The following is a 21,583-nucleotide window of genomic DNA, read 5'->3' as shown; positions in this document are numbered from 1 at the left end:
TGGGCGAAGTTTGCACATAGTACAATTGATATAAGGAGGCGCTGCTGTACCACGATCATCCAAAACCACCGTCTCAGACTGCAACGACGCAGCCCATACGGTTCTGACAAAGAAGTTAGTTCACCGGAATTGAGGAAACAATGACTACGAAAATCAACAGGCATCTGACCTGGCAACGGATGTGCGCTTGTATGGCCACTTGCGCAATGGCTATTGTCGTCGCATGCCCTATCGCTGGCTTTGCATCGGTGCAAACCGCGAGTGCTGACGACACGGCTAATACCGTTTCGACGATTATCGTGCGCGACGGCATGCTCAGCCGATACACACAACTCGGCGGAGCGCAGGGCATACTCCGGCAACCCCTGGAAAATGAGCATCCCACCGCAAACGGAGGTGCAGAGCAGCGCTTCCAAGGCGGCACATTGTTCTGGAACCCCTCACTGCGAGGCTCCTATCTCGTACGCGACGGCATGCTGAGCCGATACACGCAGCTCGGCGGGCCAGCCGGACGCTTGGGACTTCCATGTGCAGATGAACTAGCGGTCCCCGGCGGCGCTTCGCAAGTATTCCAAGGCGGCACCCTGTTCTGGAACCCCTCGCTACGAGGCGCGTATCTCGTGCGCGACGGCATGTTGTCCAAATATGCTGCAGCTCGTTACGAACAAGGACCATACGGGCTGCCTGTGTCGGACGAATATGCATGGAACGGCGGCGCTCGACAGGACTTCCAATATGGCAGCATGTTCTGGAATGTTTCTGATTGGTGGAAGTATTCTTCGCAAGGGCCGTATCCCAACCTTGCCGGAGTCAGCAATCTGAACGTTGCTGTGTCAATTGCCAGCCAGCGCGTATACATTCGTGACGGCGAACGCGTGCTCTATACCATGATCACATCCACCGGTATCAATGATTGGACGCCCCGCGGCACTTATCGGATCAACGGTCGTGGCCCCTCCTTCTACAACCGGAACGAAGCCATGGGAGCGCGCAACTGGGTGCGTTTTATCGGGAATTTCCTGTTCCACTCCGTGCCCATCGACAGTTCTGGCAACTACATCGTCTCTGAGGCCTGGAAGCTGGGACAGCCTGCTTCGCATGGTTGCATACGCTTGACCGTTGCCGACTCACAGTGGTTCTATAACGCCATTCCTGACGGCACTTTGGTGAGTATTTGGTGACAGTGGTGACAGGTGGTTCTGGCAACAGTAGAGTGATACTGATTGTTTGAGCCACCTGTGGCATCAATGAAAGGAAGCAACATGCCCGTTATCCACACTCATGTGTCTGTCTCTACCACTCCGGAACAGCGCGAGGCACTGAAGGCCGCGTACGGCAAGGCGATTACGGCGGTGCCTGGCAAGTCCGAGGGCTGGCTGATGTGCCCGTTCGAAGACAATATGCCGATTTATTTCGGTGGCGACGATAGTCAGCCGGCCGCCTATGTCGAAGTGAACGTGTTCGGCCGTTCCGTGCCGGGATCCGCGTGGGAGAAGCTGACCGCCTCGATTATGGCGGCCCTCTCCTCCACCCTCGGCATCCCTGAGGATCGCACCTATATTCGCTACACCGCCACCACCGACTGGGGCTGGAACGGCGGCAACTTCTAGTCTTTAGTCTTCTAGTCTTACGGAGTCTTATGGCACTTCTTTGTGTGTTTTCCACAGGAAGTGCCGTGAGCAACCTATTTCCGGCTCCCTCGCGGCACTTCTTGTAGGATTCCCGCGAAAAGTGCCTCTAACGTGCCTCTACGCCCCTGCTAGAGGCACTTCTTATATGATCACCACTAAAAAGTGCCGCGTACGGGCCTGTCCTACACCCGCTCGCGGCACTTTTTGTCAAATTTCCATCACAAGTGCCACTAAGCAGATGCGCTTATCTTATCGATGTAAGCTCATCGTCCTTCAGCTCTGCGTATCCGCTCATATCAGTTCGGCGACGTGTTGCACGGGTAGTGACGGCTTCCGATATGGGATGCTGTTGCCTCGTTTGCTGCGCAACACACTCAGACGGCTATTGAAACTTTCCGTTTTGGATTCCACAGCCATCTGATTATCTGGATCCACCAGATTGATCTCTGCACGCACGCTGGCCACATTGTCCACAAGCGCACGACGGATGGCAGGATCATCATTGCGATGCGCAAGATACATGTATTCACCAATCAGCCTATTGGCGCTCTCGCACATCACATCAAAAATCATGGGGTCGTAGCTGCTAGTGTTCGGCACTCGCCCTCCTTAGCTATCCGGTAGTTCCAAGTAGTGTGCACGCAGCCTGCACAATACGATATCCAACAATATCCATCTTTTTCTGTATCACCATACTGGGAAGCATGCTTCTCTCTCGACACAGCCTAGTCCCACGCATGATCCACCGCGCCCCCAACATGCGCGGTAAACAACGATCCGAGCTATGCAAAAGACGGCGGCACCGGTACCATTGCCGAAGCAGAACTGGGTATTGAATCACACTATGCGAACCTTCCATCTATCTCAATATTTCAAATCCCAACTCCAGGTCTCAATGCCACGCGATAATGGAAAATCTCTATAGACAATCCCATCTTCACAAGTTAGGAGGATAGCGTGAAAGTCCTTATACCCATCAAACCGCAGTATGCGGAGCAAATTCTGGATGGGACAAAGCTGTTTGAATACCGACGTAGAGTCTTTAAGCGTTCAGATGTCACCAGCTTGGTAATCTATGAGTCCGCACCGGTCGGTCTTATCACGGGAGAAGTCCAAATCACAGGCATTCTCAGCGGACCAGCCGAAGAGCTGTGGAAAACAACCGGTGCCCAAGGAGGAATCTCAAAAGAGAACTTCATGCGATATTTTCGGGGTTGCACAATGGCATACGCCATACAGCTCATGAACCCAAAGCGATACGATCGTTCCCTCGCGCTTTCCGAAGTTGCTGGCGCCCCGCCACGCGCGCCGCAGTCCTTCAAATACCTCGATGATATGATGAACTGAACGCAACGACGCGACAGGGGGACCAGCCATGAAAAGCTTTGCGCTGTGGTGCAGATCGACGCAAGAGAATTGCTCGACGCCAATCGGAGTGCTCATGAATTTCAATCTTTGGGCGGAACATACGGAGAAGAATCCAGAAGTTGCTCTGGATGTAGGCGTCATGCTGTTGCCGAAACCTAGCGAATCTAGTACGACCCCAACCGTGGGCACATATGTCAAGGGAATTTCGTTTTATTGTCCTTTCAGTGTCGACGACAAGTCGTGCACCGATCTCATCGATCAAGTGGACGCAAGAACCATCGGTGCCATTTTCAACGATCAGTGCAAAAGTGCTGACAGCGATAATAAAGAATGGAAAGAAGTCACATTGCAGAACGGTAGCCCCTGCGAGGAATTCTACTTCTGCAAATGCAAAAGAACATATCACGACGAGGATTCCGGGACAACCATAGAAATCGACGTTCCGAAAGATGTACCCCAACCTTGGCCTGTTTATTTTCGCTTTCGTCTACGCGGCGAAGGCATCCGACAGCTCCTCACCATTTCACATTCAAAGGATCAGCTTCTTACCAGCGCCTTCTCCAAAGAAGAGGTCGTTGATTTTCGCTTCAATGATTACCGCACCTTGGACGACGACACAGTACGTTCGAAGTTAGACGAAAACGCTAAGGGCTGCGTACCCGTTGACGGTAAAATACCCATCCACTTTCTACTAATGTCCCATGCCACGGTAGACGTAGACTCTGGAGACGTTACAGGTCTGAAAGAACGGCGCCTACTCGAAGAAGAGATATGGGATAGGTACGCTCCAAACTGGAAGCATGAAGAGACCGGAATATTCAAGAAGCGTAAGAATCACCAGCCAGATAAAAGTCGCACCAGCCTTGAGGAGGTAACAGCCTGGCACTGGAAAAAGACCATCGACAAGCCCAGCGATGGTTACAAAATGTATCTACGTCTCAGGCTGCATGTCAGTAACTACGGCACAATCGCGCGCTATCTCGTCATACTGTTTTTCATCACTGTCGTATTCGACAGCCTTGAGCAACCTTTGTTTGCCCTGTGCAAGACTATATTCAATCTACTAATCGACTTGGTTTGTTAGGGCACTACAATGAATGCTAGAATTGTCACTTTGAACGAAAAGCACGCTAACGGTATTAAGGAGGGCATGATGCGCAACGTTGTCACAGTGTCCGTCCTCGAAGCGTACGACGACGAGTCGCTGCTACGCTCATATCTAGATACGTTCACTGATTACTACCCGGATTTTGATGACTGGTTTGTGAACAAGGTTCAGCCCAACTTAGGCAAGTCCCGCTGGATTTTGATAGCCCGCATGGGTAACGAGGTGGCTGGAGTCTGTATCATTAAGGCGACTCCTGCCGAAAATAAGATTTGTGCACTGCGTGTGTTCGATGGTTTCCGCCATCACGGCGTTGGAACGTCTCTTGTTCAGTACGCAATCGATCAGTTGGGAGATCCCCAGCCCCTTGTCACGGTGCCTGAAGAGTTCAGAAGCCAGTATGCTACGCTCTTCCGCAAGTTCGGTTTCCGCCAGATGGCGATTTATCGCGACTACTACCGTTCGGGTAAAAGCGAATATGCGTTCAACGGATTCCTTAACGAATCTGACCACTCGAGCGAAGCGAGAAAATCTGCTGCAGCACCTCGCATAATTGCCTAAGATAACTGGTTTTATAAGTAGACAACATGCTTGGCAGGAGGCTCGGTTCGTTGGGGACGAACCGAGCCTCTTTGATGTGTTGCTTGAGTCGGCTAGCTGACGGGGCAATCAAGCCTAATCAGCCAACTAAACCGGCCAAACCATCAACCGCAATCATCAATCAGCCTCAATCAACCCTAAAATCACACGATCTTGGGCATGGGCGTGGTCAGGCTGCTGGTGAGGTTGACGTGAACCAAGCCAGCACCGGCGTGCACTTCGACCTTCTTCAGGGTCACGGTGCGCTCGTCTTCGGGGGCACGGTCGTTGTCGGTCATGGTTGCGGGGCTCTTAACGGCCACCAGCGCAAGGTCATCCAGGCGGAAGCCGGCGTCGGCGCACAGCGCGCTGGCCGCACCGAGCGAATCGGCGAAACCGTCCTTGAGCACCACGCGGTCGGCAGGCACACCATACGCGTGCTCGGCCACCCAACGGATGTTCTCGATAATGGCCATGCCCTTGTGGCTGTGCGGCTGCGCCGGCATGGAACCGTTGGACAGCGCCTCAACGAAACCGTCGAGCTGCGGGGCAAGCGCCTCACCACCGTCACGGAACAGGTTGCCAACAATCGGCGTGCGGAAGCCCAGTTCGGCTGCGGTTTCGCGCAGTGCCGGAACCTGATCGTCCTCGCCTTCCCACAGGTTGATCAGCGGGAAGGTGGGGATGTCGAGCTTCTCCAAGCGATCGACGTGGAACGGGTAGCGCCAAGCCAGCTCGGGGTCGTCGCGCCAAGTGGAGGCGCGGGTCACGACGATGGCGGCGGACGGCCACTGCGCGCCGTACTCGCGGCAGGCGATGTCAAGCCACTTCTGCGCGCCAGCGTCGGCACCGTAACCGGCTTCGACGATAACCACATCGTGCAGGGAACAGGCCATCTCCACCGAGACGAGCGTCGGGATGCCGATGGACACGTTGGCGAACGGGCCGCCATGCACGTAGACGGGCGAGCCGTTCACGGTTTCGGTGAGGGCCGGCTTGACAGCGTCGGACAGAATGCCGGTAATGCGCCACAGATCAACGAACTCGCCGAAGGTGACGGCCTTGCCGTCCTTGGTGCCGGCGATCATCTTGGCCACGCGCTGGCCGATCTCGTCCATCGAACGCGACAGGCAGACGATCTGCATCAGCTCCGAAGTGGGGGTGAGCACGACCTTCTCGGCCACGTTGTTCTTGCCGGCGTCCACGGTGATGGAGCGCAGGGAGCGGCTCGGCACTTCGGAGACGCGCGGCACGAGAATCGTGTCCAGCTTGCCATCGTCGATGGCCTTTTCAGCGAAGGAGACCAGCAGGTTCTGCGCGGCTGCGATTGCGGCCATTTCGCCGGTCAGACCCCAGTCGATGAGCTCGGGGTGGGTCAGAGAAGCCTTGCCGCCACCGGACGCGCCGCCCTTGGAGCCGGCGGCGGTGATGCCCATGCTCGGCTGGCGCAGCACGGCGGCCGCGTCAATGCCGCGCTTGTTGAGCGCGTCGATCAGAGCGATGGTGGTGGTGGTTTTGCCTTCGCCGCGGCTGGCCTTCAGAGGCGTATCGGCGGTGACGAGCACGATCTTGCCGTGCTTGCGCGGCGCGTCGGGGTTGGCCTTCAGATAGTCGAGGTAGCCAAAGGCGTCGATTTTCTTGACCAGGCCGTACTGGCTGGTGAAGTCCTGGATGGTGGTCATGAAGATTCCTTTCTTGGATGGGCTGTGGTGGTCTGCTGTGGGATCCCTCGACTTCGCTCGGGATGACGATTATCCCCTGCCGTCATCCTGAGCGAAGCGTAGCGGAGTCGAAGGATCCCACAAGAATCTCAAGGATCTCAGGGATCTCAAAGGAACTCAGAAGTCCGAGAGATGGAAGCCGTTCTTCATCTCCATGCTGCGGGTGTACAGCACGGAATCAAGCAGCTTATCAGTTTCCTGACGCAGCTGATCGGCCATGGTCTGGTTGGCGGCGGCGAGAATCTCGCGCACCTCGTTATTGCGCACGGCGGCGATGATATCGTCCGGCTCCATCGGCTGCACATCGCCGTCCACGTTATCCGCCTCGAATTCCTCTTCACGGGCGGTTTCGTGCTCGGCTTCCGCAGCGGTCAGGCCCAAGCGGGCGATCTGCTCGTCAGTGGCGGCGACCAAGCGATGGCCCATCGCACCGGTCTTCTCCTGGTAGCGTTCCACGGCGTTGGAGGTGGAACGGAACGCACCGTCGCACAGCGCGGCGATAATGCGGTTGACCCAGTAGAAGTTCTCGGTGGTCACGCGCGTGGTCGTGTCTTCCAGATAGGCGGGCGTGGTGTTCACGTTCGGATAGAACGGTACCAGCGTGTTGAACGGGTTGGAACCGTAGGCCATCCACTGGATCGCACGCGATGCCTGCGGGCGGTAGGGGCGGATCTGCAGCACTGCGAGCTGGGACTGGCGGTTGATGCCAATCGCACGATACATGCCGCGCGTGCGCTCGTCGCCAAGCTGGCCGTACGGATCGAACGGCGTGCCCTGATAGTGCGAGCTGAGCACATACTTCACATCCTCGATGGTCACCTTGCGCTCAGGCTGGCGGGCCCACGGAATATCGTTGCTCTCCGGCTTATGATCGGCGTCGGGGCCATCCCACACCTCGTCGTAGGGGTTGAGGAAGCGCTGCATGTACCAGGCGCGCGGCGTGTTGTAGACGTGATCGGAGTCGGAGTGCGAACCGAAGGCATCGCGCGGATTGAACGGGGTGGTGGCCTCAACCGCAAGATCCAGGTGGTTGTTTTCGATGAATTCGGCGAGATCGGCGGAGCACATGTGGTTCTCCTGCTCACCCAAGGCGTCGTCCAGATCGAATTCGTCGATGCCCAGCTGGTTCGGCATCGTCACGTAGGCTTCATCGGGCACACGCTTGGCGATCCAGTGATGGCCGCCAACGGTTTCCAGCCACCAAATCTCGTTCACGTCGGAGAAGGCGACACCGTTCATTTCGTAAGTGCCGAACTCCTCCAGCAGGCTGCCCAGGCGCTCGACGCCCTCGCGAGCCGTCTTGATGTACGGCAGCACGATGGTCAGGAAGTCCTCTTCGCCAATGCCACCGGCGACCTCCGGCTCATAGTCGGCGTCGCCTTCCTTGCCCTTGGCCGGAGCGTATTCCACGAACGGATCGGCACCGAGCACTCGCTCGTTGGTGGTGAGGGTTTCGGTGGCGCTCATCGCCACGTTCGCCTCGTTGACGCCGGCTTCGCCCCAGATGCCTTCCTTCAAATCTGCGTTCGGCACTGCGGTGTATTGCAGCGGATTGTCGGGCAGAGCGATGGTCAGATGGCTGATCACTGACCGGTATTCGCGCGGTTGTTCCTCGGGTTTGACGACGACGAAGCGCTTGGGGTTGAATTCGCCGTTTGCGGAGTCCTCATTGCGGGCGATGATGGTGGAACCATCGTAGCTCGCGTCCTTGCCGACCAGAATCGTGGTGCAGGCCATGGAGATGCACGTCCTTTCCTAAGCAATGAATCGTGTTCCAGTCTAACGTGGCGACGGAACACCGCGCCGTCAATTGCATAGACCAGTGAATACATATGGACATGCGCCAGTTGCATGCTCTTAGCAAAGCGTCGCCTTCTCCTTGCGCGAATACGGAAGAGGGGCGAAGACATTTGTCTCCGTCCCTCTTCAAAGGTCTGATGCCTCTGCAAGGCAGCCATCCCGCCCTCGCGTGATGGTAACTAGGCCTTCCGTGTGTTCCAACGGTTTCGCCCGACCTGTGGACTACACCTTCCTTACGGTTCAGGACTTTCATCCAGCGAAGGTATCCGGCAGTGACCTTGCAAGCCGAATCCGCCAACCCGACCCCGGACGCAAGTCGGGCGGGGATGGCTTCATAAGCTTGTACACCACATGATACCTCTTCATGAGTATCTGTCTCAGCTCTAAGCCGAAGCTCTGACTTTTGTCCGTTTTCCCAGCACCAGCGTTCGAATAATCGCATGTGTAGCGGAAATGCAGCAATCCGGTCTCTCTTAGCGTGGCTCTGAATCCACATGTGGACTTAGAACCACGTTGAGGGTGTTGTGAGCGTGGCATCTGCGCCACGACATGGAGTTAAAGTCACGCTTACAGTCTCAGCGTGGTATTGAGACCACGTGTGGACTGAATACCACGCTAAGAGGGCTGTCAGCGTGGCAATAAGTCCACATGTGGATTCAGAACCACGCTGACGCGCTCAGCGAAGCCGTCACGCCACCAGATGGATTCGAAACCACGCTCAGCACACCGTCAGCGTGGCTTTCACACCACATGTGGATTCAATACCACGCTGACAACGCTGTGACAACGCTAACGGACACCGACAGCTAATGGACGCCGACTTGCCCCTATGCGGCCGCGATCCGCCGCAAGCATCTCCGCAGCAGCGTGGACCAACCTGAATCAGCCCAGACCGACAAACCAGCGCAACCCGCCCAATCAGCAGGTGCCGGTCAGGAAGATGCCGCCTTGGTCGGGGGTTTCGTCCAGTGCGCGCAGCTTGTGGAACATTTCGTTCATCCAGAAGCCCTGGTTGAGACCGGCCAACGGCTGTTTGGTGGCCCAGACCACCAGATGGTAGTCGTGATCCTGATCAGGCGGCTGGGGACCGTTGTAGCGCATGGTCACGGCCGGATCATTGTCGCGCCCCACGAACTTGGAGGCCGAGGAGTTGCGCCCCTGTACGGCTTCGGGGATCATCGCCGGCATCTGGCGGGAGAAGTCCGGCGGGATGGCGAGCGCATGAGAATCGTTGAAATCGAACATCAGAGCGTCGATCGGCAGGTTGGCCACGGTCCAGTGGATCCATTCGAATCCGCAGACGGGGATTGAGTCGGGATCGGTGAACGCCCAGTGCAGGTAGCGGGCGGCGGGATCGACTTGGTCGATATAGAAGGGGAAGGAGATGACCGGCACACCGCCGTTGCGGTATTCGGGGGCGGCGGCCTTGGCGAAGTCATCGGGAATAACAGTGAAATCGGCGGAAATCTTCATACCCTCAGTATCCTCCACCAATGTGACAGCCGCCACCATCAAACACAATCGCGGCGCACGGCCCACCACCCAGCTTCTTGCAAAGCCCTACCCCGAGCATCCTTAGGCGGGGATTAGGGCGCAGAAGAGGGCTTCGAAGAGGAGTAGGGGGTTGACGTTGCCGGATAGGCGCTTGCGGGCGCGGGCTACTTCGTCGAGTCGGGCGACGGCATCGGCGCGGGTCAGGCGCACGGATAGTTCGGTGATGGACGAACGGTTTTCCAGGTTGATGAGCCCGACCGAATCCTCGGCATTGTTCTGCAGCACGGCCACATCACGGTAGATGGAGGCGATCGAGTTGAGTGCACGGTCAAGCACATCGCGTGTGCGGCGGGTGGCCAGGCGCTTCATATCGTCCTTTTTGGCGATCTGGTTGAACGCGCCACGCAGCTTTGGCGGGATACGCTCGTCGGGGGTAAGTCCGTTGACACGTCGGAACTCGGCCTCCTGCCCAGCGGCGATGGAACTGGCATCAGCTTCGGCCTGGGCCTTGGCATTATCAATCAGACTGCCGGCGAGCAACACCGCATCCGACGCCCTGGTGAGATTAAGCACGCCAACCACCAGCTCGTCACGGTCAGACATCACGCGTTCATCGGTGGCATACAGTTTCGCCACACCGATATGCCCTTCGGCAAGTCTGGCTGCACGCTGCGCGGTTTTCGGCTCAACGTCGGGCACATGCTGCATCAGAAACTCAGCCACGGCCTGATTCGACGGCACCGCAAGGTTCACGATGCGCGTGCGCGAACGAATGGTAGGCAGCACATCCTGCGCACTGGGCGCACACAGCAGCCAGATGCAATGCTCAGCCGGCTCCTCGATCTCCTTGAGCAGCACGTTGGTGGTGCGTTCCAGCATACGATCCACGTCTTCGATGATGATGATGCGCCACGGTGCGGTGGCCGGCATCTGCTCGGAGGTGGCGATGATGTCGCGCACCTCGTCGATGCCGATGGTCACTTTGTTCGTGGCCAGCACGGTAACATCCGGGTGCGTGCCGGCCAGCACTTGACGGGTGACGCGCGTGGGTTCATCGCCCATACCATGATCGGGGCTTTCGAGAGCTGCTGCAAAAGCACGTGCCATATTCGAACGCCCCGAACCTGCCGGCCCGCAAATCAGCCAGGATTGGGTGATTTGGCTCGCATCCCCCTGTGCCACGGCCGACAGCATGTCGATAACGGGCTTCTGCCCCACCAGTGAATCCCACACGCTCATAGCAAACCCTTTACATCCGATTCGATGGCGGCCCATACCTGTTCGATGGGTTTGCCGGCATCGATCACACGAAAACGATCCGGCTCGTCGGCAGCCAGATCAAGGAACGCCTGCCGTGTGCGACGCTGGAAATCGTCGCCGGCGGATTCCATACGATCCTCGCCATGTTCCAAACGCGCGTGTGACAGTGCAGGATCCATATCCAGCAAATACGTGCGCTCCGGCAGCAGATTGTTCGTGGCCCACATGCTCAAGTCACGGATCTCCTGCGCCGTCAATTCGCGGCCACCGGCCTGATAGGCCAGCGACGAATCCAAATATCGATCAGTGATGACTACGGCACCACGCTGCAATGCTGGGCGAATCACCTCCGCGACATGCTGTGCACGGTCAGCGGCGAACAGCAACGCTTCGGCGCGTGGCGCGATATCGGCCGAGCTTTGCGGCACGCCGTTCAGCAGCAGCTGCCTGATGGTGGCACCCAATGGTGTGCCGCCGGGCTCGCGGGTGACGACAACCTCACGGCCGCGGGCCTCGCAATATTCGCGCAGTCGCTCAACCTGCGTGGTTTTGCCCACGCCATCTACGCCTTCAAAGGAGATGAATATGCCTTGCATATCCATCACTGTACCCTGCGACGCTCACGACGCTACCGCTGCTCGCTGCCACAAACACTCCACCGGACTGTTTGTCCTTCAAAGGAGATGAATATGCCTTGCATATCCATCACTGTACCCTGCGACGCTCACGACGCTACCGCTGCTCGCTGCCACGGACAGTCCACTGGACTGTCCGCATTTTGTGCGGGCGCACGCGCTGCGTGCTTGGCTACGGACAGTCCACTGGACTGTCCGTCCTTCAAAGGAGATGGCAGTTACTTCTTTTTGGCGGGGGATTTGGCCACCACGGCCGGGCGCACATACCCCTCGTTGGCGGTTAGCCATTCGATGTCGGACTTTACGGTGGCAGGCGTGGAGCCGATGCTCTCGGCGATGCGCTGATTGGCCCATCCCTGATCCGCCAGCTTACGCACCTCAGCACGACGCTCGATACGCTTAGCCTCCGCAGCACTCACCTTCGGCGAGGCGGCAGCAGCCGCACCCTTACCCTTGGCACCGGCAGCCTTGCTGCCAGCACGCCCACGACCACGCGCACCACGGGTCGACGGCCCGGCAGCACGCTTTTCCGCCAGCAAACGGAACGCATCCTCAGGCTCGATGGTCGTGGGATCATACTGACGCGGCAGCGTACGGTTCGTTTCACCATCGGTGATGTATGCGCCGAAACGACCGTCCTTAATCGTCACGTTCTTGTTGGTGTTCGGGTCGGTGCCCAGCTCGCGCAGCGGCGGTTTGGCTGCTCCCCTACCGCGCCCGCGCCCATACTTGGGCTGGGAGAACAGTTCCTTGGCCTGATCCAGGGAGACGGTGAAAATCTCGTCTTCACTGGCCAGCGAGCGGGTTTCGGACTTGCCGTCGGCACCAGTTTTAGTCAGATACGGGCCATAGCGACCATTATTGGCGGCCACCGTGCACTGCGAAACCTCGCCAGTTTCGGCATTGGTTTCCTCATACTGGCCGACTTCGCGCGGCAGGCTCAGCAGTCGCAGCGCGTCGTCCAGCGACAGTGATTCGGGACTCATCGTTTTGAACAGGCTCGCCATCTTCGGGCGCGGTGCTTCCTTTGCCCCTTCGGGCGTGGGCAGAACCAGCGCCACATACGGACCGAAGCGACCGTTGCGCACTTCGACCACACCACCGGTGGCCGGGTCGGTGCCCAGCTCTCGCGGCCCGCCCGAATGGTTGTCGATCAGGTCACGGCCTGCTTCGACGGTGAGCTCGTCAGGGGCGAGCGTGTCGGGCAGGGAAGCACGCTTCGGATTGCCCTCGGCGTCCATATGCTCCATGTCTTCCAGATACGGGCCGTAGCGGCCCACACGCACGTGCAAACCGTCGCCAATATCGATGGTGTTGATGGCGCGCGCGTCGATTTCACCCAGCTGGGCGACCTGCTGTTGCAGACCTTCGTGCGCTTCGTCGGCGTTGCGTGCCGCGCCCTCGCCGGAGCCGAAATAGAAGCGCGTCAGCCAGTCGCGGCCGGTTTCCTCACCGTGGGCGATACGATCCAGGCCGTTTTCCATTTCGGCGGTGAACTGGTAGTCCACCAGCTTGGGGAAGTTCTGTTCGAGCAGTTTGGTCACGGAGAACGCCAGCCAGCTGGGAATCAGCGCACGGCCACGCTCGTAAACATACCCGCGATCCATAATCGTGGAAATAATCGATGCGTAGGTGGACGGACGGCCGATTTCCTTGGCTTCCAGCGTTTTGACCAGCGTGGCTTCGGTGTAGCGTGCGGGCGGCTGGGTTTCGTGCCCATCAGGCTTGATATCGCGGGCTTCGATCTGCTGACCGACGTTCATTGGCGGCAGTGAAGCGTTGCTATCAGCAGTATCAGCGCCAGCTTTCGCTTCGGCACCGGCTTTTGCCGTCGCAGCAGCATCGGCCGCGGCAGTACCCGACTTTGCGGCGGCGGGCTTGCGTCCTTCGCCGGTCGCCTTCATAAAACCAGGGAATTCGATCACCGTGCCGGAGGCTTGGAATACAGCCTCGCCGTCAGCGGCTCCGGCCGGAGCGGACAGGCGCACGGTGGCGGTCGAACCGGTGGCATCGGCCATCTGGCAGGCGAGCGTGCGCTGCCAGATCAGCGTGTACAGGCGCAACTGATCAACCGGCAGTTTGCTGGCCAGTTCGTCGGGATCATGGAATCGTGCGCCTGCGGGGCGGATACATTCGTGCGCCTCCTGTGCGCCAGCCGTTTTGGTGGCGTACTGCTTGGGCTCAGCCGACAGGAACTGATCGCCGAAGTGATAGCTGACAGCGTTGCGCGCCGCCTGAATAGCCTCCTGCGAAAGCGTAACCGAATCGGTTCGCATATACGTGATATAGCCGTTTTCGTACAGGCTTTGCGCGGCGCGCATCACTGCACGGGCACCCATGCCCAAACGGTTGCCTGCGGTCTGCTGCAGCGTGGAGGTGGTGAACGGCGGCTGCGGACGGCGACGGTACGGCTTGGTTTCCATCGACATCACCGTAAAATCGGCGGTCTTAAGCGCTTCGGCCACCGCCGTGGCACCAGCTTCGTCCAGCTGGCGAACATTATCTTTGAACCCGTCCGGCGTCAGCTTGCCATCGGCACCAAAATCCTTGGATCCGGCGAGTCTTTTGCCTCCCAGCGACACCATGCGCGCGGAGAATTCGCTGGTTTCCCCCGACGCATCGGGTGCGGCCAGCGTGGCGATAACATCCCAATAGGGCGCGCGGCGGAAGGCCATACGCTCGCGCTCACGCTCCACAATCAGGCGGGTGGCCACGGACTGCACACGGCCGGCGGACAGGCCCGGCCCAACCTTGCGCCACAGCACCGGCGACAGCTCGTAGCCATACAGACGGTCGAGAATACGGCGCGTCTCCTGCGCGTCAACCATCGCACCATCCACGTCGCGCGTTTTGGTCAACGAGGCGTTGATTGCGTCTTTAGTGATCTCGTGGAACACCATGCGCTTCACCGGCACCTTGGGCTTCAGCGTTTGCACCAAATGCCATGCAATAGCCTCACCCTCGCGATCCTCATCAGTGGCGAGGTAAAGTTCGTCGGCACCCTTGAGCGCGGATTTGAGTTCGGAAACCGTGCGCTTCTTGTCGCCGTCCACGATGTAGTAGGGCTTGAAACCGTCGTTGACGTCCACGCCGAACTTGCCGAACTTGGCTTTGTCGGCCGCGGGCACCTGACTGGGCTGTGCAAGGTCTCGGATATGGCCCACCGATGCCATGACGGTGTACCCCTTACCTAGGTAGTCACCGATTTTGTGGGCCTTGGTTGGGGACTCCACAATCACCAGCTTGGTAGCCATAGCCTCTCCTTATATATAGTGGCGACGAATGGAACGTCTGGCGTCATAATACTCACGGAATATAGCCAAACGGCAAATCGTATGCGCGTTATCTGGCGTTTATCTGCGCGGCGGGGCCGGCGGCGCGCCGATAAGACCGAGCCTGCTCAGAGGCGACGCCGTGAGTTGACGAAACGTCAGAATCAGACCTTGCGTGAGGGCTGCCAGCCCGCTCAGGCCAACGATGGAGCTGATAATCGCGCCTTCGACCGACCAGCTGGCGCTGATGGTCAGCCCCGGTGCCACCTGCCAGATGACGTACGCACTGTAGGCCAGCAACAGCAGTCCGCCGGTGATCAGCACAGTGCCCACAATTTGTATGCTGACTGATGAGACACGGCGGCCTGGCTCGTCCATGCCGGAAGCGCGGGTGAAAGTCAGGGTGAGCAGGGCGATGCCGGCGACCAGCAGCAGCGACATTGCTACGTCGCCGGTGCGATGCCACTGGCCCACCATCACCGACACGCCGACGGTCAGCGACCAGGCCACAGCGACGACGGAAGCCAGTGCCCTGGCTGCCCTGGGCACGCCGAGTACCAGCACTACAACTGCTGCTGCGGCCAGAATCGTATGGCCGGAGGGTGCCGAGTTCGCCGCAGGTGATTCGGTGTTGATGATGAATGGGCGAGGCAGTAGGCCTTTCAGGCGCGTTGCTGTCAGACACAGCACGGCGAAAACCGCCATTTGGCCGAGCAGCCACCAGCGGCGACGCAGAGCGGCTATGACAATGCCGATGATGGCAAGCACGCAGCTGACAGCGATAACCAGCCAAGAATGTGCGACGGCACCCATCAATCCCATGCTCCATGCGGGCGCGCGATCCGGCAGTTGCTTCCAGATCAGTTCGTCGTAGGATTGACCGCTTTCGGTGAATACGCAGCCATACCATACGCCGAACGCGGCGGCGATGAGCAGCAGGCCGAACAGCACGCACAGTATGCTGCTGGAGATGCGCGGGCGTGCGATTAACGGATCGACGCGTGTGATGCTGCGGTCAATGCTGGATGCGGAAAGGCCCGTCGGTGTATTGCGGTCGGGGCCGAGGGCCGCCAACGGATCCTGCTGATTGTCCGCGCGCAGGTTGCGCAACGCGTCAATGCGCGGAGTGTCAGCGTAAGATTCACCGGCATATGCGGCACCAGCGCGACTGCCGTCGGCGTGGCCAGCTCCAGCATTCACGGCACCGGCGCGCGGCATACCAACCGAAGGACTAGTCGGAGCGCTGCCGAGCGCATCGACCATATTGGCCGGCTTGCGCGAGTCGCGGATAATGGGATTGTGCACATCACTCATGGTTCCGACTGTACGGCTGTGCCCGGAACAGCGGCCACCTCGCCGCCCAACTCAGAGCCAAACCCGCACAACACGGGTATTTTCCTGGTTCGCCTGTCGTTTTGTTACTTTCGCCTGTCGTTTTGTCGCTTTCGCCTGTCGTTTTGTCGCTTTCGCCTGTCGTTTTGTTACATACTTACGTAAGAATCCCGCAGGCGAACCGTGCAAACTGATAGGGGAATCGTGCAGATTTAGTTCCTATAGCTCTTGTAGCCGCTAACCCCATATCTCATAAAACAAAACGGCCATCCTCTCGCGGAGGATGGCCCTGAATGCATTTACACTATAAGCATGAACGAAGAAGAAGTCAACCTAACCAGCGTGGAACAATTATTGAGCAAACCGAGGTTCCAAGCTTACCTTGATTATGCCAAAATGACGCTGCCAAATGCCGAAACATCCATCATCAACAGCAAAGCCGTTGACCTATACCGATGGAATAAACACGCTGCAGGAAAACTTCTGCCCATACTTTCAGATGTCGAAGTTGTGGTACGCAACGCCATAGACCAGCAGTTGATACATTGGCTTAGAGAACAGCAAGGAAGAGAACCATCAGACTGGATTGACGTAGGTTCTAATACGCCTATCGAACAAATCCGAAATCTCATTAACGGGAACAACCCAGATTGTAAAGATTATTTAGCTGAAGCTCGTTCACGTGCTAGACGCAACGAGAAAAATTGGCGCAGAAACAGTAATGTGCGTCATCCACGGCACAATGATGTCGCCAATCGTGACGACGTGTTTGCCGAATTGACTTTAGGCACATGGTGCGGCGTACTAGACCGCATCTCAGCAAACGACTCCCCTTCACTGTTTGACTCCATAATGAACGCTTTTCCTCTAGTGGAAGCAGCTTGGAAACAAGAACAACAGCGAATGCCACATGCACAGCTACCGGGCAATAATTCAAATCCAAGAGATGGCTATCGGGAAGAGCTATCCTCCAGACTTAAACGAATTAAAAATATACGAAACCGCGCAGTGCACAATGAAAATCTTCTGCGCGTCGACTTCCCAGGGCTAGCCTATGACATTCTGTTTGTACTCAATGCTATCGGGCCAGAGAGCGTCCAGTGGGCAATGCCGGACAAAGGACGATGGCTACGCCATGAAGCCGACCCCAAGATCATATTTCACTCTGACAGGCCCACAACTAGTCAAAAACCTCGTATCACGCCAATAACCTCCAGACGTATATTCCGAGATACGGCGGTTTCTCTCGCCATGAGAGAACTGGAATCTCACAACGCCCAGATTCTCTGGCGAAAAGGGTTCTTCGGGCCAGGAGCGCCTGCCATCCTTACTGTTAACCAGCAAGGGCGGCGCACACTTTATTTCGTTCTAGCTCGCATAGCACACATACCTCACGCGAATATCAAAATCCATATCGACACCATCCGTAAGCTCACAAGCATTGCACAGAAAGAGAATGCTGCACTGGGAATCTCGACAGTGGTAAAAATCATCTCTGATGAAGACTCGTCACAAGAACTCTATGATATTCGCCTATTTGATGGGCCGCTCATCGACGAAGATCCCGTGTTCAATCAACAATGGATCTCTCTTGTCGGCAATACAACACGTCTCTTTTCTGATTCATCTCATGTACAGTACCTTCGTCAGTCGGTGGATTCTCAAGCAATATAAACACTTAGCCCCACCACGAATGCTCGGCTGACGTATGGAATGAGAACACGCATGGCAGATGACAAAATCAGAACGGTCCCGGATTATTTGCGACGCATATTTAATGAACCGGCAACAGAGTTTTATTGATAGGACAACTGTGCAGACCCGCAGGCGAACCCGAATTGGACTACAACTCCAGCCCACTCTGCGGAAAAACAAAAAAACCCTCGCATCTGCGAGGGTCATTGGCTGGGGTGCCTGGACTCGAACCAAGAATGGCTGAACCAGAATCAGCTGTGTTGCCAATTACACCACACCCCAATTTGGCTTGGCGTAGCAACCCCGAAGAGTTGTTTCGTCGTACCCCCAACCGGATTTGAACCGGTGTTGGCGCCGTGAGAGGGCGTAGTCCTAGACCGCTAGACGATGGGGGCATATTCAGTTTTCACTGGCTGCTCAGCAGTGCGCTGTGCAACGAGTGATTAATCTACGCGACTCCACCAACAAGCGCAAATTAGCGGCGTGTCGCGCGCCAATCTTTCCTTTTGGGAAAGATATATGCGCGCGACGCGAGGAGGCCGAAGAGAAAGCCCAGTGGGCTTTCGTGCCGACGGAGCCATCCTTATAACAAAAAGCCGACCCCATATGAGGTCGGCTTTATGCATCAGCTACGCAAACGCAGCATCACAGGTGTTCGCGCAGGCCTTTGAGGCGGGCGATGGTGATTTCCTTGCCCAGGATTTCCATGGACTCGAACAGCGGCGGGGACACGCGGCGGCCGGAGACGGCCACACGCACCGGGCCGAAGGCCAGACGCGGCTTGTAGCCGCCCTCTTCGATCAGGGCCACATTCAGCAGCTCGTGCAGCGGTTCGGCCTTCCATGCGCCAGCAGCCTCATCCACGCCTTCGAGCGTGGCAATGGCCTTGTCAAGCACATCGGCTGCGGAATCCTTAAGCGTCTTGCGTGCATCGGCTTCCGGCTCGATGTAGCCCTCGGTGGACAGCAGCGAGCCGACCATGCCGGAGACTTCGCCCAGCAGACGCACGCGCGGCTGCACGAGTTCGGCGGAGGCATTGAGAATCTCACGTTCGCGGTCGGTAAGCGCGTCCCAGGAATCGGCGGAGACCACGCCATCGCGGAAGAGGTACGGCACCGAGCGAGCCAGGAAGTCAGCCGGCTCAAGCATGCGAATGTGCTCGGCGTTGATCGAGATGGCCTTGTCCAGATCGAAGCGGGCCGGGTTGGCCTTCACGTCGCGCACGTCGAAGGCGGCGATCATCTCGTCCATGGAGAACACGTCGTTGTCCGGCGCGATGGACCAGCCGAGCAGCGCCAGATAGTTGAGCAGGCCTTCGCGGATGAAACCGTTGTCACGATGGTTGAACAGGTTGGATTCAGGGTCGCGCTTGGAGAGCTTCTTGTTGCCCTGGCCCATCACGTACGGCATGTGGCCGAACAGCGGCATCTCCTTGGCGATGCCCAGTTCCATCAGGTAACGATAGAGCACGATCTGGCGCGGGGTGGAGCTGAGCAGATCCTCGCCGCGCAGCACCACGTTGATTTCCATCATCGCATCGTCCACCGGGTTGGTGAGCGTGTACAGCGGATCGCCGTTCGGGCGCACGATCACGTAATCCGGCACGGAACCAGCCTTGAATTCGATGGTGCCGCGAATCAGATCCTCGAAAGCGATATCTTCATCGGGCATCTTGAGGCGCAGCGCAGGCTTGCGGCCCTCGGCGCGGAAGGCGGCCTTCTGCTCTTCGGTCAGGTTGCGATCGTAGCCGTCGTAACCGAACGCTTCGGGGCGGCCGGCAGCGAGGTTGCGCTCCTTGATTTCCTCCGGCGTGGAGAAGGATTCGTAGGCGTAGCCGGCTTCAAGCAGCTTGGCGGCCACATCCTTGTAGATGGCGGTGCGCTCGGACTGGCGGTAGGGGCCGTGGGGGCCGCCCACGTCGATGCCCTCATCCCAGTCGATTCCCAGCCAGCGCAGGGATTCGAGAATCTGGTTGTAGCTTTCCTCGCTATCGCGCACGGCGTCGGTGTCTTCGATACGGAAGATCAGCTTGCCGCCGGTGGCGCGCGCCTCAGCCCAGTTGAACAGGGCAGTGCGAATCATGCCGACGTGCGGCGTGCCGGTGGGCGACGGGCAGAAGCGTACGCGCACGTTCTTCGGCAGCGCAGGCTTGCCATCCTTGGGTTCATAGTATTTTGCAGTAGCAGCATCAGTCATAGTCCACTATTGTGCCGCGCGCCCGAGACCCTGCGCCAATATGGTTCCAGCGATTTCGTGAGGTCGTTAATCAGACATTTTTAGGCGATTATGTTAGGTTGTAGGGCGCAACTATGGAAGAATAGGCTGTGATGTAACCATCTTGTGAAAGGGGAACAATGACTGATCCCAACAACACTCCTGACAACACTTCCGCAACGCCTTCGCCCGACGGTGCGCCCACGCCGCAGCAGCCTGTGGTGCCGCCAATTCCCGCCGTACCCCAGTATGGGGCGACGCCGGCGAGCGCGGCCCCGGCTTACAGTCGGAACGCTCCCGATTATGGCCAACAGTATGGCGCCCCTGCTGATCAGTCTGAGCCTGCCGCAGCATACGGAGCATACAATCAGAGCACTTCCGGCTATGGTGCTGCCGGCTATGGCGACGCTTATCAGGCGCCCGCATACAACGCGACGACGCCAGGTAACGCTGGAAATGACAATAGCAACGGCAATCCTTTCGCCGCTAGGTCGGCTAATCCGTACACCCAACCGCAGTACGGTCAAACGCCTCAGTATGGTCAACCCCAGTATGGCCAGCCACAGTACGATCAAACACAATATGGCCAGTCGCAGTACGGCCAGCAGCCGCAGCAGCCTACACCACAGTTTGTGCCGCCGCAGTACGCACCGAACTCCCCCACCGGCGGCGAAGTTCCGCTGGATAAGCCCCACTATGGCTGCTCGATGCCCGAAGCGTTCCTGCGTTTCTGGAAGAAGTACGTCGTATTCAAGGGCCGCGCTTCCCGCAGCGAATATTGGTGGTGGATTCTGTGCGCGTTCATCATCGGCACAGTGCTGAATATCATCACCGATAATGGCGATAATTCCTTGGGATTCCTGTCTACGCTATGGTCGCTGGCCACGCTGATTCCGACGATTTCGTTGGCTGTGCGTCGCCTGCACGATATCAATAAGCCTGGCTGGTGGGTCGCTATCTTCTATGGCGTAGCGTTTGCCGCCGGCATCATCATAGCCATTGGTGGCGGTGCCGCCCTGCTCGGAGCCATCGGAGCCTACAGCGCCGCCGGTTACGGTTATCACTACAGCAGTTCCGCCTCGACTGCGGCAGGCGGCATTATCGCGGTTGTTATCGGCGGATTGCTGCTGCTCGCCACTGCCATTACCTATATCGTGTTCATGGCGATGCCCAGCAAGCCGGAAGGCGCACGCTTTGATGAGAATTATGTCGCTCCGGGCGCGGGCTACGGTACTGGCTATGGCACCGGCTACGGCGCTCCGGCCGCACCTTACGCTCCCTACGCACCTTCGCAACCATATCCAACGCAACAGGCTCAATCGGCACAGCCTGCAGACAGTCCTGAAACACCAACGACTGGCTCGGCGAATAATCAGAGTACAGACGCTGCAAACAACAACGGTCAGCGTCCTTGGTAATTCATAGTTAATAGTTATTTGTTTATGCCTACCCATCAATGCCATTGATGAGTAGGCAT

At 57.9% G+C, this 21,583-nt stretch carries 16 protein-coding genes, 2 tRNA genes and 1 pseudogene; 7 read left to right on the top strand and 12 right to left on the bottom strand.

Going from position 1 to position 21,583, the window contains the following annotated elements; all coding sequences use genetic code 11:
* Positions 1 to 191 precede the first annotated feature (191 nt).
* Both G1C95_RS11010 and G1C95_RS11005 read left to right on the top strand, forming a co-directional pair.
* Positions 192 to 1,181 carry a L,D-transpeptidase gene (locus G1C95_RS11010; RefSeq protein WP_169172997.1) on the top strand — a complete coding sequence of 330 codons (990 nt, stop codon included), beginning with the start codon at positions 192 to 194 and terminating at the stop codon, positions 1,179 to 1,181.
* Positions 1,182 to 1,262: 81 nt separating this feature from the next.
* Positions 1,263 to 1,610 (top strand): tautomerase family protein, encoded by a 348-nt coding sequence (locus G1C95_RS11005; RefSeq protein ID WP_169172996.1) that lies wholly within the window; start codon positions 1,263 to 1,265, stop codon positions 1,608 to 1,610.
* A 312-nt stretch (positions 1,611 to 1,922) separates the two neighbouring features.
* On the opposite strand, the gene G1C95_RS11000 is transcribed toward G1C95_RS11005, so the two are convergent.
* A complete protein-coding gene (locus tag G1C95_RS11000) occupies positions 1,923 to 2,231 on the bottom strand; it encodes a hypothetical protein (RefSeq protein ID WP_169172995.1) in 309 nt (102 codons plus the stop codon).
* Between the two features lie 357 nt (positions 2,232 to 2,588).
* On the opposite strand from G1C95_RS11000, the pseudogene G1C95_RS12805 reads away from it, so the two are divergent.
* Positions 2,589 to 2,780: pseudogene (locus tag G1C95_RS12805) on the top strand (ASCH domain-containing protein); the annotation flags it as partial.
* A gap of 33 nt (positions 2,781 to 2,813) precedes the next feature.
* Here the strand turns inward: G1C95_RS12805 and G1C95_RS12595 are convergent.
* Complete coding sequence (locus G1C95_RS12595; RefSeq protein ID WP_240947542.1) at positions 2,814 to 3,074, bottom strand: hypothetical protein; 261 nt, start codon at positions 3,072 to 3,074, stop codon at positions 2,814 to 2,816.
* Between G1C95_RS12595 and G1C95_RS10990 the strand changes: the two genes are divergently transcribed.
* Both G1C95_RS10990 and G1C95_RS10985 read left to right on the top strand, forming a co-directional pair.
* Positions 3,073 to 4,083, top strand: coding sequence for a hypothetical protein (locus G1C95_RS10990; protein WP_169172993.1), 1,011 nt, complete (start codon positions 3,073 to 3,075; stop codon positions 4,081 to 4,083). The two genes, G1C95_RS12595 and G1C95_RS10990, sit on opposite strands and share 2 nt — an antisense overlap.
* Positions 4,084 to 4,149: 66 nt before the next feature.
* Entirely contained in the window at positions 4,150 to 4,665 is a 516-nt protein-coding gene (locus tag G1C95_RS10985) for a GNAT family N-acetyltransferase (RefSeq protein WP_169172992.1), read from the top strand.
* 182 nt (positions 4,666 to 4,847) lie between these two features.
* Here G1C95_RS10985 and G1C95_RS10980 read toward each other — a convergent pair whose 3' ends face one another.
* From G1C95_RS10980 to G1C95_RS10950, 7 genes are all read right to left on the bottom strand, one after another.
* Positions 4,848 to 6,365 (bottom strand): formate--tetrahydrofolate ligase, encoded by a 1,518-nt coding sequence (locus G1C95_RS10980; protein ID WP_169172991.1) that lies wholly within the window; start codon positions 6,363 to 6,365, stop codon positions 4,848 to 4,850.
* 156 nt (positions 6,366 to 6,521) lie between these two features.
* Positions 6,522 to 8,141: a C69 family dipeptidase gene (locus tag G1C95_RS10975; protein ID WP_169172990.1), complete on the bottom strand. Its 1,620-nt coding sequence runs from the start codon at positions 8,139 to 8,141 to the stop codon at positions 6,522 to 6,524.
* Between the two features lie 981 nt (positions 8,142 to 9,122).
* Positions 9,123 to 9,677 carry a YbhB/YbcL family Raf kinase inhibitor-like protein gene (locus G1C95_RS10970; protein ID WP_169172989.1) on the bottom strand — a complete coding sequence of 185 codons (555 nt, stop codon included), beginning with the start codon at positions 9,675 to 9,677 and terminating at the stop codon, positions 9,123 to 9,125.
* Between the two features lie 102 nt (positions 9,678 to 9,779).
* A complete protein-coding gene (locus G1C95_RS10965; protein WP_169172988.1) occupies positions 9,780 to 10,937 on the bottom strand; it encodes a DNA polymerase III subunit delta' in 1,158 nt (385 codons plus the stop codon).
* Positions 10,934 to 11,554: a dTMP kinase gene (gene tmk, locus G1C95_RS10960; protein WP_169173020.1), complete on the bottom strand. Its 621-nt coding sequence runs from the start codon at positions 11,552 to 11,554 to the stop codon at positions 10,934 to 10,936. Before tmk ends, G1C95_RS10965 begins: the two co-directional genes overlap by 4 nt.
* 257 nt (positions 11,555 to 11,811) lie before the next feature.
* The gene (gene topA, locus G1C95_RS10955) at positions 11,812 to 14,847 is read right to left on the bottom strand and encodes a type I DNA topoisomerase (protein ID WP_169172987.1); all 3,036 of its coding nucleotides are present in this window, start codon (positions 14,845 to 14,847) and stop codon (positions 11,812 to 11,814) included.
* Positions 14,848 to 14,946: 99 nt separating this feature from the next.
* Positions 14,947 to 16,179, bottom strand: coding sequence for a phosphatase PAP2 family protein (locus tag G1C95_RS10950; RefSeq protein ID WP_169172986.1), 1,233 nt, complete (start codon positions 16,177 to 16,179; stop codon positions 14,947 to 14,949).
* Between the two features lie 330 nt (positions 16,180 to 16,509).
* On the opposite strand from G1C95_RS10950, the gene G1C95_RS10945 reads away from it, so the two are divergent.
* On the top strand, positions 16,510 to 17,871 hold the full coding sequence (locus tag G1C95_RS10945; RefSeq protein ID WP_169172985.1) for an Abi family protein: 1,362 nt from the start codon (positions 16,510 to 16,512) through the stop codon (positions 17,869 to 17,871).
* 228 nt (positions 17,872 to 18,099) lie between these two features.
* On the opposite strand, the gene G1C95_RS10940 is transcribed toward G1C95_RS10945, so the two are convergent.
* The 3 genes from G1C95_RS10940 to gltX all read right to left on the bottom strand — a co-directional run bounded on the left by G1C95_RS10940 (position 18,100) and on the right by gltX (position 20,088).
* Positions 18,100 to 18,174: transfer RNA gene (locus tag G1C95_RS10940), tRNA-Gln, on the bottom strand.
* A 40-nt stretch (positions 18,175 to 18,214) separates the two neighbouring features.
* Positions 18,215 to 18,287 (bottom strand) — tRNA-Glu (locus tag G1C95_RS10935).
* A 250-nt stretch (positions 18,288 to 18,537) separates the two neighbouring features.
* Positions 18,538 to 20,088: a glutamate--tRNA ligase gene (gene gltX, locus G1C95_RS10930; RefSeq protein WP_169172984.1), complete on the bottom strand. Its 1,551-nt coding sequence runs from the start codon at positions 20,086 to 20,088 to the stop codon at positions 18,538 to 18,540.
* A 158-nt stretch (positions 20,089 to 20,246) separates the two neighbouring features.
* On the opposite strand from gltX, the gene G1C95_RS10925 reads away from it, so the two are divergent.
* The gene (locus G1C95_RS10925) at positions 20,247 to 21,524 is read left to right on the top strand and encodes a DUF805 domain-containing protein (RefSeq protein WP_169172983.1); all 1,278 of its coding nucleotides are present in this window, start codon (positions 20,247 to 20,249) and stop codon (positions 21,522 to 21,524) included.
* Positions 21,525 to 21,583: the final 59 nt, after the last annotated feature.

The organism is Bifidobacterium oedipodis, from assembly GCF_012932425.1.
Taxonomy (GTDB): Bacteria; Actinomycetota; Actinomycetes; order Actinomycetales; family Bifidobacteriaceae; genus Bifidobacterium; species Bifidobacterium oedipodis.
This window is presented reverse-complemented; position numbering and strand designations above follow the sequence as displayed.